Annotated in this window: 15 protein-coding genes; 3 read left to right on the top strand and 12 right to left on the bottom strand. The window is 64.1% G+C overall.

All coding sequences use genetic code 11. The features are described from left to right. Positions 1-36: 36 nt before the first annotated feature. The 4 genes from ATO9_RS14970 to yajC are packed head-to-tail and all read right to left on the bottom strand — an operon-like array spanning position 37 to position 3,704. Positions 37-789, bottom strand: a complete 753-nt coding sequence (locus ATO9_RS14970) for a sulfite exporter TauE/SafE family protein (RefSeq protein WP_043750821.1) — start codon at positions 787-789, stop codon at positions 37-39. Then, complete coding sequence (gene secF, locus ATO9_RS14965; protein WP_043750818.1) at positions 782-1,750, bottom strand: protein translocase subunit SecF; 969 nt, start codon at positions 1,748-1,750, stop codon at positions 782-784. The genes ATO9_RS14970 and secF overlap by 8 nt, the downstream gene beginning before the upstream one ends. Position 1,751: 1 nt before the next feature. Then, a complete protein-coding gene (secD, locus tag ATO9_RS14960; RefSeq protein ID WP_043750815.1) occupies positions 1,752-3,383 on the bottom strand; it encodes a protein translocase subunit SecD in 1,632 nt (543 codons plus the stop codon). Positions 3,384-3,413: 30 nt separating this feature from the next. Then, entirely contained in the window at positions 3,414-3,704 is a 291-nt protein-coding gene (gene yajC, locus ATO9_RS14955; RefSeq protein ID WP_043750814.1) for a preprotein translocase subunit YajC, read from the bottom strand. Between the two features lie 445 nt (positions 3,705-4,149). On the opposite strand from yajC, the gene ATO9_RS23545 reads away from it, so the two are divergent. Then, positions 4,150-5,775, top strand: a complete 1,626-nt coding sequence (locus tag ATO9_RS23545) for a pentapeptide repeat-containing protein (RefSeq protein WP_052418348.1) — start codon at positions 4,150-4,152, stop codon at positions 5,773-5,775. A 61-nt stretch (positions 5,776-5,836) separates the two neighbouring features. On the opposite strand, the gene speB is transcribed toward ATO9_RS23545, so the two are convergent. Together speB and ATO9_RS14935 are read right to left on the bottom strand one after the other, a co-directional pair. Next, positions 5,837-6,799: an agmatinase gene (speB, locus tag ATO9_RS14940; RefSeq protein WP_043750811.1), complete on the bottom strand. Its 963-nt coding sequence runs from the start codon at positions 6,797-6,799 to the stop codon at positions 5,837-5,839. Between the two features lie 3 nt (positions 6,800-6,802). Beyond that, on the bottom strand, positions 6,803-7,960 hold the full coding sequence (locus ATO9_RS14935) for a M20 aminoacylase family protein (RefSeq protein ID WP_043750809.1): 1,158 nt from the start codon (positions 7,958-7,960) through the stop codon (positions 6,803-6,805). A 64-nt stretch (positions 7,961-8,024) separates the two neighbouring features. Here ATO9_RS14935 and mazG point away from each other — a divergent pair, with 64 nt between their 5' ends. Both mazG and ATO9_RS14925 read left to right on the top strand, forming a co-directional pair. Then, a complete protein-coding gene (gene mazG / locus ATO9_RS14930) occupies positions 8,025-8,837 on the top strand; it encodes a nucleoside triphosphate pyrophosphohydrolase (protein ID WP_043750806.1) in 813 nt (270 codons plus the stop codon). Between the two features lie 80 nt (positions 8,838-8,917). Next, positions 8,918-9,928, top strand: coding sequence for a Fe(3+) ABC transporter substrate-binding protein (locus tag ATO9_RS14925; RefSeq protein ID WP_043750804.1), 1,011 nt, complete (start codon positions 8,918-8,920; stop codon positions 9,926-9,928). An 87-nt stretch (positions 9,929-10,015) separates the two neighbouring features. Here the strand turns inward: ATO9_RS14925 and ATO9_RS14920 are convergent, their stop codons facing one another. From ATO9_RS14920 to ATO9_RS14895, 6 genes are all read right to left on the bottom strand, one after another. After that, positions 10,016-10,906 carry a glycosyltransferase family protein gene (locus ATO9_RS14920; protein WP_043750800.1) on the bottom strand — a complete coding sequence of 297 codons (891 nt, stop codon included), beginning with the start codon at positions 10,904-10,906 and terminating at the stop codon, positions 10,016-10,018. A gap of 233 nt (positions 10,907-11,139) precedes the next feature. Beyond that, entirely contained in the window at positions 11,140-11,649 is a 510-nt protein-coding gene (locus ATO9_RS14915; RefSeq protein ID WP_043750798.1) for a CarD family transcriptional regulator, read from the bottom strand. Positions 11,650-11,910: 261 nt separating this feature from the next. Beyond that, on the bottom strand, positions 11,911-12,249 hold the full coding sequence (fdxA, locus tag ATO9_RS14910; protein WP_043750795.1) for a ferredoxin FdxA: 339 nt from the start codon (positions 12,247-12,249) through the stop codon (positions 11,911-11,913). A 57-nt stretch (positions 12,250-12,306) separates the two neighbouring features. Further along, positions 12,307-12,699 (bottom strand): RNA-binding S4 domain-containing protein, encoded by a 393-nt coding sequence (locus tag ATO9_RS14905; protein WP_043750792.1) that lies wholly within the window; start codon positions 12,697-12,699, stop codon positions 12,307-12,309. Between the two features lie 23 nt (positions 12,700-12,722). Next, on the bottom strand, positions 12,723-15,644 hold the full coding sequence (locus ATO9_RS14900) for a DEAD/DEAH box helicase (protein WP_043750788.1): 2,922 nt from the start codon (positions 15,642-15,644) through the stop codon (positions 12,723-12,725). Positions 15,645-15,679: 35 nt separating this feature from the next. After that, positions 15,680-16,135 carry a tetratricopeptide repeat protein gene (locus ATO9_RS14895; protein WP_202902144.1) on the bottom strand — a complete coding sequence of 152 codons (456 nt, stop codon included), beginning with the start codon at positions 16,133-16,135 and terminating at the stop codon, positions 15,680-15,682. Positions 16,136-16,202: the final 67 nt, after the last annotated feature.

Genomic DNA, 16,202 nt, shown 5'->3' with positions numbered 1-16,202 from the left:
CTCGTGGCGGTGTCAGTCGAAAACTCAGTCGAATACTCAATCGAACAGGGGCAGGCCTATCACGATGGCCACCGCGATCAACAGGTAGGCCGCGCCGCGGTAAAGTCGCTCGGCCTCGGGGCGGAACATGCGGCGGCCGATCCAGGTGCCGAACCCGTAGGGCACCAGCATCACCAGGCCCAGCGGGATTGCCGCGATCCCCAGGATGCCCTGCAACGCCATCAGCGGCAGCAACAGGACGCTGGTCGTGGTCAGGAAGACCAGGCTGGTGGCCCGGTTGCGTGCGGCTCCGTCCCGGCCCGCCAGCTGGAACAGCACCATGACCGGGCCCAGCAGCCCGGTCGCGCCGCCGACGAAGCCGGTCGAGAGGCCGATGGCACCCCGGCTGCGATCCGTCGGCACCGTGCGGTAGCGCCAGCCCGAGATCAGGGCCAGCAGCGTCAGCGTCGTCACCGACACCACCGCCCAGCGTAGCCAGATCAGATCGGTCACCTTCAGGACGTAAAGCCCGACAAAGGCCCCGACGGTGGCCGTGCCGATCATGATCGTCGTGCCGCGCCGGTCGATATCGGAGATCGCCTGCGGCACCACCGTCACCAAGGAGGCCAGCGCCGAGACGGCAAAGGCCGCGATGGCCAGGTCGATGGGCACGATCCGTGCCGCCACGGGCATGTAGATCAGCGCCGCGCCGAACCCGGCAAAGCCATAGACGATCCCGGCCACCAGCACCGTGGCCAGCAGGATCGCCAATTCGACCCCGCCAACCCCGGCCGGCAGCCAATCAGGCATCGATATTGGCGAATTGGTTGCCGGTGGTGTCCGTGGGCTTGGACCAGTCACGCTTGACGCCCAGGCGGCGCAGGATCTCGCCGGCGATGAAGACCGACGAATAGGTCCCGACGATCACGCCCCAGGTCATGGCGAAGACGAAGCCGCGGATCACGTCGCCCCCCAGGACGATCAGCGCGATCAGCGCGATCAGGGTCGTGCCAGAGGTCATGACCGTCCGGCTCAGGGTTTCGTTGATCGACAGGTTCAGCAGCTCTTTCAGCTCCATCTTCTTGTACTTGCGCAGGTTTTCCCGCACCCGGTCAAAGACGACCACGGTGTCGTTCAGCGAATAGCCCACGATGGTCAGAAGCGCCGCGATGATCGCCAGGTCGAACCGGATCTGGAAGACCGAGAAGACGCCGACCGTCAGGATCACGTCATGCACCAGCGCGGCCACCGCCCCGACGGCGAACTGCCATTCGAACCGCAGCCAGATGTAGACGAGCACCGCGAAGATCGCCAGAAGCACCGCGATCACGGCGGTCTGGATCAATTCGCCCGACACTTTCGGCCCGACGGATTCGACCGACACGAACTGGATATCCGGCACCACGCTCTGCAAGGCGCCCTCCACATCCGCGATCATCTGCGCCGACACCGATTCCTCGCCGTCCTGCGCCTGGATGCGGACCATGGCCACGTTGCGCTCCGGCCCGAAGGTCGGGTCGAAGACCTCGGTGATGGTCACGTCGCCCAGGCCCAGCTCGGAAATGCTGTCCCGGTAGACGCCGATATCCACCGGCTCGGTGCTTTCCGTCCGGATCGTCGTGCCGCCGCGGAAATCGATGCCGAAGTTCAGCCCGATGATGCCTTCCGCTGCCAGCGAGGCAACGATCATGAAGGCGGACAGGATCAGCGCCAGCCGGCCGCTCTTGAAGAAGTCGATCTTCGTCTCCTGGGGAACCAGTCTCAGGCGCATGTCAAAGCTCCAGTGTCTTGGGGCGGCGGCGGTCGAACCACAGCACCACCAGCAGGCGGGTGACGAAGAAGGCGGTGAAGACCGAGGTCAGGATACCCAGCCCCAGCGTGATGGCGAACCCCCGCACCGGGCCGGAGCCCATGACATAGAGGATCACGGCCGTGATGAAGGTGGTGATGTTCGCGTCCAGGATCGCCGACAAAGCCTTTTCATAGCCCTGTTCGATGGCACGGGCCGGGCCTCGGCCACTTTTGATCTCTTCGCGGATACGCTCGAAGATCAGCACGTTGGCGTCCACCGCCATACCGATGGTCAGCACGATCCCCGCGATGCCCGGCAGGGTCAGTGTGCCGCCGATCATCGACAGCAGGCCGAAGACCAGCGCGACGTTCACAAGCAGCGCCACGTTGGCGAAGATGCCGAACAGGCCATAGCTCAGGAACATGAAGGCCAGCACCGCGACCATGGCCACGATCGACGCGATCTTGCCGGCCTCGATGGAATCCGCGCCCAGTTCCGGCCCGATGGTCCGTTCTTCCAGGAAATCCAGCCCCGCCGGCAGCGCACCGGCACGCAGCAGAACCGCCAGGTTGGTGGATTCGTCGACGGTGAAATTGCCGGTGATGATGCCCGATCCGCCGGGAATATGGCTCTGGATCACCGGGGCCGAGATCACCTCGTTATCCAGCACGATGGCGAAGGGGTTGCCGATATTGTTCGCGGTGTAATCGCCGAACTTCCGTGCGCCGGCCGGATTGAACCGGAAGGACACGGCGGGCCGGTTGTTCTGGTCGAAGGACGGCTGGGCATCGACCAGCTCGTCCCCGGAGACGACCGGCGCGTCCTCCAGCACGTAATAGGTGCCCTCCTCGTCCAGCGACGGCAGCAGCTCGTTGCCCGGACCGGGGATCGCCTCGCTGTCGCTGGTGCGACGCACCACGGGCTGGAAGGTCAGCTGCGCGGTGGTGCCGATGATCTCCTTCAGCTCGGCCGCGCTGCCAACGCCCGGCACCTGGATCAGGATCCGGTCCGCGCCCTGGCGCTGGATCGTGGGTTCACGGGTGCCGACCTCGTCGATCCGGCGTCGGATGATCTCCAGCGATTGCCGCACCGTGCGGTCGTCCGTCGCCAGCCGCTCGGCCTCCGACAGGCGCACCACGACGTCGGACCCATCGGCGGACACCACGATGTCGTTCTGCCCCGCGCCGGTCAGGCTGGTCACGGGACGCGCCAGCTCACGCACGACCTGCAGCGCGCGGTCCATACCCTCGGGCCGGGAAATCCGCACGCGAAGCTCGTCCGGCGCGCTGTCCTGCAAGCGGATCGTGCCGATCGTGTCGCGCTCGTCCCGCAGCTGGTTGCGGATCTCGGGCCACAGCCCGTTCATCCGCGCCTCGTAGACGTCGCCGACCTGCACTTCGGCCAGCAGATGCGCCCCGCCCCGCAGGTCGAGGCCCAGGTTCACCAGCCCCGAGGGCAGCCAGTCGACCCAGCCCTCTGCCGGTTCGCCCACGGCGACCGCGTCATTGTAGCTCTCGACCTTCGAGTAGAAGGCGTTCGGCAGGGCCAGCAGCAGGCCACAGGCCACCACCGCCCAGATCAGGATACGTTTCCACAGATCGATCTGCAGCATGGGGCCAGCCCTTTGTCCGAGGTCTCGGGATTACTTGGTTTCGGCGGGTTCGGTCTTGGACTTCACGTCGGCCAGCGTGGACTGGATGACCCGAACCTTGACGCCTTCGGAGATCTCGATCTCCACTTCGCCGTCGTCGCGGACCTTGATGACCTTGCCGATGATGCCGCCCTGGGTCACCACCATGTCGCCCCGGCGCACCGCATTGACCATCGCCTGATGCTCTTTCAGCTTTTTCTGCTGCGGCCGGATCAGCAGGAAATACATGATCACGAAGATCAGGATGAACGGGAGAATCTGGGCGATTGCGCCACCTTCCATGGGGTCTGTCCTTCTTGTCTGGCGGGCGTCCCGCGAAGTTTGGCGGAACCTATGAGCGCGCGGGGGGGATTGCAAGACGGTGCAGGTGCGGCGGAAGACACGTCAGCCCCCTTTTTCCCCTCCCTTGCGGGATTGTGAGCGGGATGGGTGCGATGAGGGGGCGATGCCGCGCCTTCGGTTCCCGCTTTCACCAAAGGGCCGCAGAGACCCGGGGGCCGCCCCGCCTACGCTTCACGAACTGGGGAAGCGAAAAACACAAACGGCTCACCCAACCCCTGCGCCCAACAGAGGGACGCACCCGACCGCGGGTGGGCGCGTCTTCGCGCCCGCCCATGGGGGCGGTCGGGCGCGGCCCGTGCCGCTGCGCGTCACGAGCGAGGCAAAGACCCTCCGCAACCATTAAGAATTCGTTGCTCACCAGCGTCACCCCGATAAAGTAAAAGCCATGGGGACTGTCACGATCACGATTTCCGAAACAACGTTCTGGAGCGTCCTGGCCGCGATCTTTCTCATGGCCTGGTGCGGTGTCCTTGCATGGCAACACCTGCACGACACCCGGAAACCGCAATCGGAGCGCTGGCAAATACAGGCTCTCGGCTCGGTCGCGGGCGTCCTTGCCCCGATCTGGCTCGCCCTGTTCCTTTTCGTCCTCTACCTGCTCGGTCGCCTTGTCACGTCGATCCCGGAAGCCTCGGATTTCGAGGCCGAAACCCTGTCAGACGGCCAGACGATCCAATCGCTTCTCAGCTTCGCACTGCGCTGGCACGTCCTCTCCTTCGTGGGCCTTCTCACCGCTCTCGGCGGCCTGATCACCCTTCCCCTCGCCCTGTTGCGGGTGCTCACCACGGAAAGACAAGTCACCGCGACCGAAGAAGGCCTGATCACGGATCGCATCAACCAGGCCGTCGAGGGGCTCGGTGCCGAAAAGACCGTGAAACACGTGATCGAGTCCCCGCTTTACGAGAAAGATGCCAAGGGCGACTGGAAGCGCGACGAAACAGGGAAACTCATTCCTGCGCGACGGCCGGACGGAACGGCATTCGTCGACCGGGAAACGGTGGAAACCACCGAACCCAACCTCGAGGTCCGCATCGGCGCCATCTACGCGCTGGAGCGTATCGCCCAGGACAGCGACCGCGACCACATCCAGATCATGGAGATCCTCTGCGCCTATATCCGCCAGAACGCCCCGGCGAGCGAGGCGCAGGAGACGCTGGTGCAGAAATGGCGACGGGAGAATGAGGCTTTCGCCGAAGAAGACCGCGCTCCGTTTCCTGATCAGGACGACATTCGGGCAGTGGCTGCAGGTCTCATGCGTCCCCGCGCTGACATTCGCGTCGCACTCGACGTGCTCAAACGCCGCCATCCTGCCCAGATCACCCTCGAGAGCCAGGACCGCCGACCGGCCGACAAACAAGGCTACCGTCTCGACCTGCGGCAAACCAACCTGCAATCCGCAGACCTGGAATCCGGACAATTGAATAAAGCGCGCCTAGAAGGCGCGCACTTGGAGGGGGCGATGCTCGACCGGGCGCATCTAAAGGGAGCGGACCTCAGATGGGCGCATTTGGAAGGCGCGTACATCCAAGGGGCGCATCTGGAAGGGGCAGACCTCCACTGGTCGCACCTGGAAGCATCGATGATGGACCAATCAAATCTGAGCCGAGCCACAGTCGACTTTGCACACTTGGAGCATGCTGATCTGTACTTCGCACAATTTAACGATGCTAGCCTACGATGGGCACACCTTTCGATGACTGGCCTGCACGGCGCAATATTCAATGGTGCGAAGCTCGACCGAGCTCATCTGAATGAGGCTTGGGTTTCCGGAGCCAAGTTCGATGCCGGCACATCTCTCGAAGCGGCAAATCTGCGTGGTGCCGCATTTAGAGAGGTTGACCTTTCCATGCTTCACCTAACGCAAGATCAGGTCAATTCACTCTTTGGCGATGACACAACGAACCTGCCGCGGTATGTGGCGGCGCCAGACTGGCACAGCCGTACCTATGCAAGCGAAGACGATTTCCTCAAAGCTTGGTATGACCACAAAAAAGCCCACAACATCCCCTGACCCGCACCGCCATTCGCACCGACGCGATACCGACAGAATACCGACGTGATACCGACGTGGCCTAGGATCGGCGGGTCCAGGCCCAGAGACACATGATCTCGGTCGCCACGTGGGCCCCCGCCACCGCCGTCATATCGGCGTGATCGAAGGGGGGCGAGACCTCGACGACGTCGCCTCCGGTCAGGGTGACACCCGCCAGCCCGCGCAGCAAAGCCGCCGCCTGGGCCGAGGACAATCCGCCCCAGACCGGCGTGCCTGTTCCGGGGGCAAAGGCGGGGTCCAGGCAGTCGATGTCGAAGGTCAGGTAGGCCGGCCCCTCCCCCACGATTCCACGAACCTTTTCAGCGACTTGAATAGGTCCGTACCGATGTACCTCGGCCGCGTCGATGACGTGGATACCCAGGTGGTCGTCGCAATGGGTGCGGATGCCGATCTGGACCGAGCGGTCCACGTCCAGCAGCCCCTCCTTCACCGCCTTGTAGACGAAGGTGCCATGGTCGATCCGCTCCGCATCGTCATCCACCCAGGTGTCGCCATGGGCGTCGAACTGGATCAGCGCCAGCGGCCCGTGTTTCGCCACATGCGCCCGCAGGATCGGCAGGGTGATGAAATGGTCGCCCCCCAGCACCAGCGACCCGCAGCCCGCCTGCAGGATGCCGTCGATATGTGACTGTAAAGCCTTGGGAAATTCCCACACCTTCGCATAGTCGAAGGCCAGGTCCCCGTAATCTGCGATGGCAAATTCGCTCAGCGGATCGAAGCCCCAGCCATAGGGCGGATCGCAGGGCTGCAGCAGCGACGCCTCGCGGATCGCCCGCGGCCCCAGCCGTGTACCGGTGCGGTTGGTCACCGCCTGGTCAAAGGCCACCCCGGTCACGGCCAGGTCGAACCCCTTCAGATCCTTGGTATATTTCCGCCGCAGAAAGGACGGCGCCCCGGCAAAGACGTTCTCGTAGGACAGCCCCTTGGGGTCGTCGCGGGTAAAGGCGTGGTCGATCTGGGTCTTGGCATCTTCTAGGGCCATGGCTCACTCCACCGGTTGGGCGCGCTCGACGAGTCGCACGAAATACGAGGCCCCGATCGGCGCGACCTCGTCGTTGAAATCGTAATCGGGCTGGTGCAGGCCCGGTCCCTCGCCCTGGCCCAGCATCATGAACGCACCCGGACGTGCCTGAAGCATATAGGAAAAATCCTCCGCCCCCATTTCCCGCGCCTCCTGGTAGATCACCTGGTCGGACACGTCGCGGGCCACTTCGGCGGCAAATTCGGACTTGGCGACATCGTTGACGGTGGCCGGGTAATGCCGGTCATAAGCCAGCTCCGCAGTGATGCCAAAGGCCGCGGCCTGCCCCGCCACGATCTCTTTCAGGCGCGCCTCAACCTGGTCCTGAACCTTGGGGTCGAAACTGCGCACGGTGCCGTTGATATAGGCCTTGTCGGGCACGATGTTCTCGGCGCTGCCGGTGTGGATCTGGGTCACCGACACGACCACCTCGTCCCTGGCATAGATGTTGCGCGGGATGATCGTGTTGATCGCCTGAACGATGGCGACGGTGCAGGGAATCGGGTCCTTCGTCTCGTGCGGGTTGGCGGCGTGACCGCCCACGCCCTTGACGTGGATGTGGAACGTGTCGACGGCGGCCAGAACCGGCCCCGGCCCGGTCATGAACAGCCCCGCCGGAAAGCCCGGCGCATTGTGGATCGCGTAGACCTGGCCGATGCCGAACCGGTCCATGATGCCCTCCTCGACCATTACGCCGCCACCGCCGCCATCCTCTTCGGCGGGCTGGAAGATCAGCGCGACGGTGCCGCGGAAGTTCCTGGTTTCGCACAGGTATTTCGCAGCTCCCAACAGCATGGTCGTGTGCCCGTCATGGCCGCATGCATGCATCTTGCCCTGGATGGTCGACGCATGTTCCGCCCCTGTCGCTTCGTCGATCGGCAGGGCATCCATGTCGGCGCGCAGCCCGATCGCCGGGCCATCGCCCTGCCCCCGGATCAGCGCGACGATCCCGGTCCTGGCGATGCCCTCATGCACTTCGTCGACACCGAACTCCTTCAGGCGTTCGGCCACGAAAGACGCGGTGTCGAAACAGTCGAAGCCAAGCTCAGGATGCGCATGAAGATGGCGGCGCCAGGCGGTCATCTCTTCGCTGTAGCCGGCAATGCGGTTAATCACGGGCATCTACTGGACTCCTTCGATGCGGCTGGTCACCTTGGCACCAAATCCCAAAGCAACGGAGGCTGCAATGGCCCGCGATGAAATCCACGATCATGACCCTGGGTTAGAGCAGCTCCTCGCGATCATGCGGCGGCTGCGCGACCCGCAGACCGGCTGCCCCTGGGATATCGAACAGACCTACGCCACCATCGCCCCCTATACGATCGAAGAAGCCTACGAGGTCGCCGATGCGATCGAACGCGGCTCCATCGACGAGCTGAAGGGAGAGCTGGGGGACCTCCTGCTTCAGGTTGTCTTCCATTCCCAAATGGCTGAGGAAGAAGGACATTTCAGCTTTGGCGACGTGGCCGCCGGGGTCGCGGACAAGATGATCCACCGCCACCCCCATGTCTTCGGCGAGGAAAGCCGTGACAAGTCCGCCGACCAGCAGACCCGCGACTGGGAGGCCGTGAAGGCCCGCGAACGCGCCGCCAAGGGCGCCTCGGGCGTGCTGGATGACGTGGCCGTGGGTCTTCCGGCCCTATTGCGTGCGGTGAAATTGCAGAAACGCGCCGCGCGGGTCGGGTTCGACTGGCCGCAGACCACCCAGGTCCTGGCCAAACTGACCGAGGAAGCCGGCGAACTGGTCGAGGCCAAGGACCAGCTGGGCCCCGACGAGATCGAGGAGGAGATGGGCGATCTGCTGTTCGTCATGGCCAACCTCGCGCGTCACCTGGGCGTCGATCCCGAGGCTGCCCTGCGTCGCACGAACGCGAAATTCACCCGTCGTTTCAGATCGATAGAGGCCGCACTTGCGGCAAAGGGCAAACGCCCCGAAGACAGCGACCTGGCCGAAATGGATGCCCTGTGGGACGCGGCAAAAGTCGCCGAAAAAAGCTGATCGTTTTATACAGGTATTGACCCGAGCAAAACACTCAGCTTTAAGCGGTTCAATTGCAACCGACCCGACAGGAGTCCCACATGACCATCCGCCCGACCGCCTTTGCCAGCGGCCTAGCCTTGATGATCGCCGCCCCCGCTTTCGCGCAGGAAGTGAACCTCTACTCCTACCGTCAGCCCGAGCTGATGGCCCCGCTGACCGATGCCTTCACCGAAGAAACCGGCATCAAGGTCAATGTCGCGCATCTCGACAAGGGCATGGTGGAACGGCTGACCGCCGAGGGCGACCGCTCCCCGGCCGATCTGGTCTTCACCGTCGACATCTCGCGCCTGGCCGCCGTGGTCGAGGCCGGCCTGACCCAGCCTGTGCAAAGCGAAACGCTCGAAGCCAACGTGCCCGCCGCCTACCATGACCCCGAAGGTCACTGGTGGGGCCTGACGACCCGCGCGCGGATCATCTACGCCTCCAAGGACCGCGTCGCCGAAGGGGACGTGACCACCTACGAGGACCTCGCCGACCCGAAATGGGAAGGCCGCATCTGCACCCGTTCGGGCACCCATGCCTACAACGTCGCGCTGGTGGCCGCCTATCTGCACCACCACGGCGAAGAGGCCACGCTGGAATGGCTGGAAGGTGTGAAATCCAACCTCGCGCGCAAGCCGCAGGGCAACGACCGCGCCCAGGTCAAGGCGATCTGGTCCGGCGAATGCGACATCTCGATCGGCAACACCTATTACATGGGCAAGATGCTGGAAGACGAGGAACAGAAGGAATGGGCCGACAGCGTCCGTATCGTGTTCCCGACCTTCGAGAACGGCGGCGCGCATGTGAACATCTCGGGTGTGGCGATGACCAAATCCGCCCCGAACAAGGAAAACGCCCTCAAGATGATGGAATTCCTGACCTCGCCCAAGGCGCAGGAAATCTATGCCGAGGCGAACTACGAATACCCGATCGCACCGGGCTCGGAACCGGCCGAACTGGTCGCCAGCTGGGGTGAGTTCGAGGCGGACGACGTCAACCTGATGGACCTCGCCGAGCTGCGCCCGCAGGCGCTGCAACTGATCCAGCAGGTCGATTTCGACGGCTGATCCAGCCACATACCGCATAGAAAAGGCCCGGCCGCATCGCGCGACCGGGCCTTTTTCATTGGCGTTCCAACCTAAAGGAACCGGCGCTCAGAACGCGCCGCGCCATTTCTCTGGGATCATCACCTTGCGCGGGTTTTCATTGATGATCTGTGGCTCGACCACCTTCTTGCGACCCTTCTTCTGCACCGCGCCGCGCAGCACCTTCGCGGCCTCTTCGAACCCGTTGGACACGTCCATCTCCGTCGCACGGTCGAAATTGCCGAAATCCTTGTCGCGGATCCGGTCGGGCTTGGACCAGTTGATCCAGTAGCGCGCCGGCATCTCGGCCGGGTTTTCCTGCTTTGCGTTGTAGTCCTTGGATTGCTCCACGATCTCGGCCCGCGCCGCCATGCGTTCGGCATAATCCGGCGTCACGTAATGCAGGTGGAACAGCACGATATTCGGGTCGATCCGGAAATCCCCCCTGAACAGGCCATGCCCCCCGATGGTGAACCCGACCGGCGCATTGACGATACACGGCTTGGTGTACTTGCCATGAACCAGCGCCTGGGGATGGCGTGCCAGAACCGTCTCCCCCTCGCCCGGATCGTCGGGTCGCGGGATCATGTTCAGCCCGACCGGAGAGATCGCCTCGGTCTCCCGGCTGGCCCCCTCGAGGTAGGACAGCAGATCGCCCTCCGCCCCGACATAGACCAGCAATTCGTCGACATCGGTGCAGATCACCATGTCGTAGAAGCCCAGAAGGCCCGTCACCAGCCCGCCTTTCAGGTCCCAGCGGCGGCGCGTCAGGTCCGGCGTCACCTCGTCCCGCGGCAGGTGGATCAGGTTGCAGCCCGCGGCGATGCGGTCGACCTCCGGATCGCCACCGTGGTTGATCACGTAGAGCTGCGACCGCGGCACCGTCTTTTCGTTGTGGGACACCCATTTTTCCAGCAGCCAGTAATCGCGCCAGACCATGGTCACGAAGGCCAGCCTCATCGGGTCGCTCCCGTGCCGATACGGACCGCGCGCGGCGCGGATAGGGAAAATCTGCTCATGTCGATCTCTCTGCATGGCGCATGATGCGCGGGACCTTTGCGCGCAAGGCTACACCGCTTGGTCCAAGCTGCAAACAGGCAATGCAGCCCGCGACAAAAGCGAAACGCCCTCCCGGCGGAACCGGAAGGGCGTTCGTCAATCATGGATCGCCGGGCAGCCCCGGCCGCAACCGATCAGGCGGCGCGAGAGATCAGAACCTCGTCCACCTTGCGGGCGGCGTCGACTTCGTCACCACCGGACACGGCGGCCACTTCGCGGGTCAGACGCTCAAGCGCGGCTTCGTACAGCTGACGCTCGGAATAGCTCTGCTCGCGCTGGTCATCGCTGCGGTGCAGGTCGCGCACGACTTCCGCGATGGAAATCAGGTCGCCGGAATTGATCTTCTGTTCGTATTCCTGGGCGCGGCGCGACCACATGGCGCGCTTCACCTTGGCCTTGCCCTTCAGCGTGGACATGGCCTTGGATACGATGTCCGGGCTGGACAGCGACCGCATCCCGACCTCGGTGGCCTTGTTGGTCGGCACACGCAGGGTCATCTTGTCTTTTTCGAAGGAAATCACGAATAGCTCCAGCGAGATGCCGGCGATTTCCTGGCTTTCGATCGAAACGATCTGGCCGACCCCATGCGCCGGATACACGACGTAGTCATTCGGGCTGAATTCGGCTTTTTTCGCTTTGGTCATGTTTTGGTCCTTCACAAGGCCCCGGTCAGAACAGGCGACACGTCTACGGGCGAGGCCAATCGGTCCCGTCCGAGAGTGAGGTCGCTATCAGGTTTTGGCGTAGCGGGTGGCAGCGTCCGCTACTGGGGGGCAGGCAGTCTTCATCATACGAAGAAAGTGTATAACACGAATCACTGCGAATCGGAAGCACCATGTTGCGGCGCGGCATTTGCCGCCCCGGTCACAGTGTCGATTCGAGCCTCTCGTGGCCCCGGTGCGGCCTCAGCCGCCCTCGCCCGGTGCTTCGGAGAAGTATTTCTCCAGCTTGCCGGTTTCGCCATCGCGTTCTTCCGCCTCGGGCAGAGGATCCTTGCGGGTGATGATAACCGGCCACATCTCGGAATACTTGCGGTTGAACTCGACCCACTTCTCCATGTCCGGTTCGGTGTCGGGCCGGATCGCATCGGCGGGGCATTCCGGTTCGCAGACACCGCAATCGATGCATTCGTCGGGATGAATCACCAGCATGTTCTCACCCTCGTAGAAGCAATCCACGGGGCACACCTCCACACAATCGGTGTATTTGCAGGCGATGCAATTGTCGTTGACGATATAGGTCATTGAAGACTCCGCTCGGGCCTTTGCGGCATTTCGGTTTTGCTACAGCGGCAAAAGGGATCATTCAAGCGCATCATTGGGACCTTTTTCCCGCAACCGGTCCATTTGACGCCTGTCGCGCTTTGTCGGGCGTGCATTGCCCTCGTCCCGTGCTGCAATCTTGGGCGCTTTCGGTTCGGGCGCCGGGCTCATGTCATCGTAGAGCGTCTGCGCCTCGGTGGCCGGCCCGCGCCGCTTGGCAGGCGCGAGGATCCGCACCACCCGGATCCGGTCGCCCTGGGGAAAGGTCAGCACGTCGCCCACCTGCACCCCGTAGGACGCCTTGGAGGCCCGGTCGGAATTCACCCGCACATGGCCACCGGTCACAAGGGCGGCGGCCAGGCTGCGGGACTTCACGAACCGGGCCTGCCACAGCCACTTGTCCAGGCGGAATTTCTCTGCCTTTTCAGACATGAGCACGGCATTCCATGATCGGATCAGTCGGTCTTGAGCCCCTTGAGCGCCGCAGCGAAGGGGTTGTCCGGATCAATGGCCTTTTCCTTCTTGGGCGGACGCGACTGGAAGCTCTTGGGCCCGTCGTCGCGGCGGGGTTTGCCCTTGCCGCGCGGCTTGCCCTTGCCGCCCTTGCCGCCATCCTCGCGCTTGCCCTTGGCCGGGCCGCGGGCCTGGCCCCGGTTCTGGTTGCGGTTCTGACGCTGGGCGCCCCAGGTGAAGGTGTAGAACACCTCCGTTTCGGGCTCACCGGCTTCTTCCGTCGCCTCGGCACCCGTGTCAGCACCCGTCTCGGCCGCCGTCGCCTCGGCAGAGGCTTCGACATTCTCGGGCGCGGCACCGGCCTCGGCCAGGACCTCCTCGGTGGTCTGACCGGCGGTGGTCTGTTCGTCTTCCAGCTTGTCGGGCACCACCTGGGCCGCATCCTCGGCGGCCGGATCCGACGGTGGCGTGCTGTCGACCTTGTCGGACGGTCCGGAGCCACCTTGGGCGGCATCGGCGGCGGGCGCCTCAGCAGCGGGAGCCGGTTTGACCTTCTCTCGCTCGCCCTTCTCGGCCTTGTAGCCAAGGCCCTGCATCAGGTCGGCGAATTGTTCCAGCGTCATGCCGGTGATCGACAGCATGTCGGCCTTGGCCTCGAACCCGCCGCGACTATCCTCGGCGCGCAGCATATCGGCCAGGCGTTCCAGCATGTCGATCCGGATCGACCGTTCGCCGGCGGCGCGATAGCCCGCCATGGTCGCATAGCCATCCGGCGCGTCCTTGTCGGTCGGCACGGTGACCAGGCCCGGCGGCGGCGCCTCGGGGAATTCCTGCAGCCCCTTCGACAGCGACCACAGCACCAGCCGCAGGCGGGTCGGCGCGGGCTTCAGCAGAAGCGGCATGAAGATGGTGAACTGGCCGAACCGCACGCCGTGCTTGCGCAGCGCGCCGCGGGCATCCTGGTCCAGCTGCTTGACCTCGTTGGCGACCTGCGCGCGCGGCAGGATACCCAGCCCCTCGACCATCTGGAAGGCAAAGCCACGCGCCAGCCCGGTCAGGGCCTCGTCCCGGCTCATGCCGATCAGCGGCTCGAACAGAGCGGCGATCTTGCGGTCGATGAAATGCTGCAGGCGACGCTGCACCTTCTGCGCGACATCCGGCCCGGCCTCGTCATCGACAAAGACCTGCACGCCGGGTTTCAGCGGCTCGGGGCCGGCGACCATCTTGCCGACGGCCTGTTCGCCCCACATCAGCCCACCCTGTTCGGTGAAATCGATCTCGGTATCGGGCGCGTTGTAGAACCGATCGGCCCGCAGATGGAAATGCGGGGCCAGCGCGGACAAGGCCGCCCGGTTCAACGTCTTCGCCTCTTCCCCCGATGCCTGCGCATCCTGACGGAAACGGAACCCTTCCAGACGGCCGACGAATTCGCCCTCGACAGTCACTTCCCCGGTATCACTTACTTCGGCCAAAAGGGCCTCCTTCTGCTTGAGCCGCCGCAACAGCACGCTGGTGCGCCGGTCCACAAATCTCTGGGTCAGGCGCTCGTGAAGAGCATCCGACAGGCGGTCTTCTACAGCGCGCGTCTCGTCACGCCAATGACTTTCGTCACCAACCCAGCCGCGCCGCTGCGCCACATAGGTCCATGTGCGGATAAACGCCAACCGTTTCGACAGGGCATCTATATCGCCATCGGTGCGGTCGATGCGCCGGATCTGGCGCGCCAGCCAGTCATCTGGGACGCGGCCGCTCTGGTGAAGATAGGCGTAGATCTGCGACAGCAGCGAGGCATGTTCGGCATGGCTGATACCCCGGAAATCCGGGATCCGGCAGACATCCCACAACAGCCGCACCGCCTCCACGTTCGACGCCCGCGCCCGCACCTCGTCATCCAGCGACAGGCTGCGCAGCGCGGTCAGGTCGTCGGCCTCGCGGGCGCGGACCAGCCCCTGTTCCTGCGGCGGCAATTCAAGCGACGCGATCAGCGCCTCGGGCGTGGCGAAGTTCAGCGACGGGTTGCGCCATTGCAGGTGGCGGATCGGGGTGAAGCGATGTTCCATGATCGCCTCGGCCACGCCTTCGTCCAGCGGCGGCGCCTGCCCCGTCGTGCCGAATGTGCCGTCCGCCATGCCCCGCCCCGCTCGGCCCGCGATCTGGGCCAGCTCGTTGGGCTGAAGCTCTCTCATCCGACGGCCGTCGAACTTGGACAGCGCGGAGAACGCGACATGATTGATGTCGAGGTTCAGGCCCATCCCGATCGCATCGGTGGCCACCAGGTAGTCCACATCGCCGTTCTGGTAGAGCGCGACCTGAGCGTTCCGCGTCCGCGGGCTCAGCGCGCCCATGACGACCGCCGCACCGCCCTTCTGGCGGCGGATCAGCTCCGCGATGGCATATACATTATCAACCGAAAAGCCGACAATTGCACTGCGTGGCGGCATACGACTTATCTTTTTCGAACTGGAATGCATCAAATGAGACATTCTCTCCCGGCGCATGAATTGCGCCTCGGGCACCTGCTCCGCGATCTTGCCGCGCATCGTGTCCGAGCCCAGGAACAGCGTCTCGTTCGTGCCCCGCGACCGCAGCAGACGGTCGGTGAAGACATGGCCGCGTTCGGGATCGGCACAGAGCTGTATCTCGTCGATGGCCAGGAAATCGGTGCCCATGCCCTCGGGCATCGCCTCCACCGTGCAGACCCAGTACTGGGTGCGCGGCGGCACGATCCGTTCCTCGCCAGTAACCAGCGCCACGACCGACGGGCCGCGGATCGCGACGATCTTGTCATAGACCTCGCGCGCCAACAGCCGCAGCGGCAGCCCGATCACACCGGTCCGGTATCCCAGCATACGCTCGATGGCATAATGGGTCTTCCCGGTATTGGTCGGCCCGAGAACGGCCGTGATCCTGGCTTGCCCGGCCATGTATTCCTCTGACGTCGTGCCCTGTCTTGCAGGGGCTACAGGCTGGTCCCCGTGGCCGTGCGGCGCAGCCGGTCGACGGCTTCCTGCGCACGTTCATGGGTCGGATAGACCTCGAGGACACGGGAATAGGCGCCAAAGGCTTCCTCTTCCTGGTCCAGTGTCTCGAGAATCACCGCAAGGCCGAACAAAGCCGCGAAATGATCCGGGTTCAATGTCAGAGTGCGGCCCAGATCGGCCACCGCCAGCCCGTATTCCTGCTGCCGGTAGAACGCCGTGGCGCGGCGATGCCAGCCTTCGGCGAAATCCGGCGCATGATCGACCAGGGCCGAGAAATGACCGATCGCGGTGTCGATTTCCCCGGCCTCCAGCGCATCCTGGCCCCGCGTCAGCAGCAGATCCATCGAGGCGGACCCCGATCGTCGCCACATCAGGGACAGCTCGCGCTCGATCCGTTTTGCGTCGACCGGCTCCGCGTCATGCAGTTCTTGCAATAGCTCGGCACTCCGGTCACTTTGATCCGCATAAGCGGCTGACCCGGACCAGAGAGCCAGGGATGCC

The sequence above is a fragment of the Pseudooceanicola atlanticus genome (assembly GCF_000768315.1).
Lineage (GTDB): Bacteria > Pseudomonadota > Alphaproteobacteria > Rhodobacterales > Rhodobacteraceae > Pseudooceanicola > Pseudooceanicola atlanticus.
This window is presented reverse-complemented; position numbering and strand designations above follow the sequence as displayed.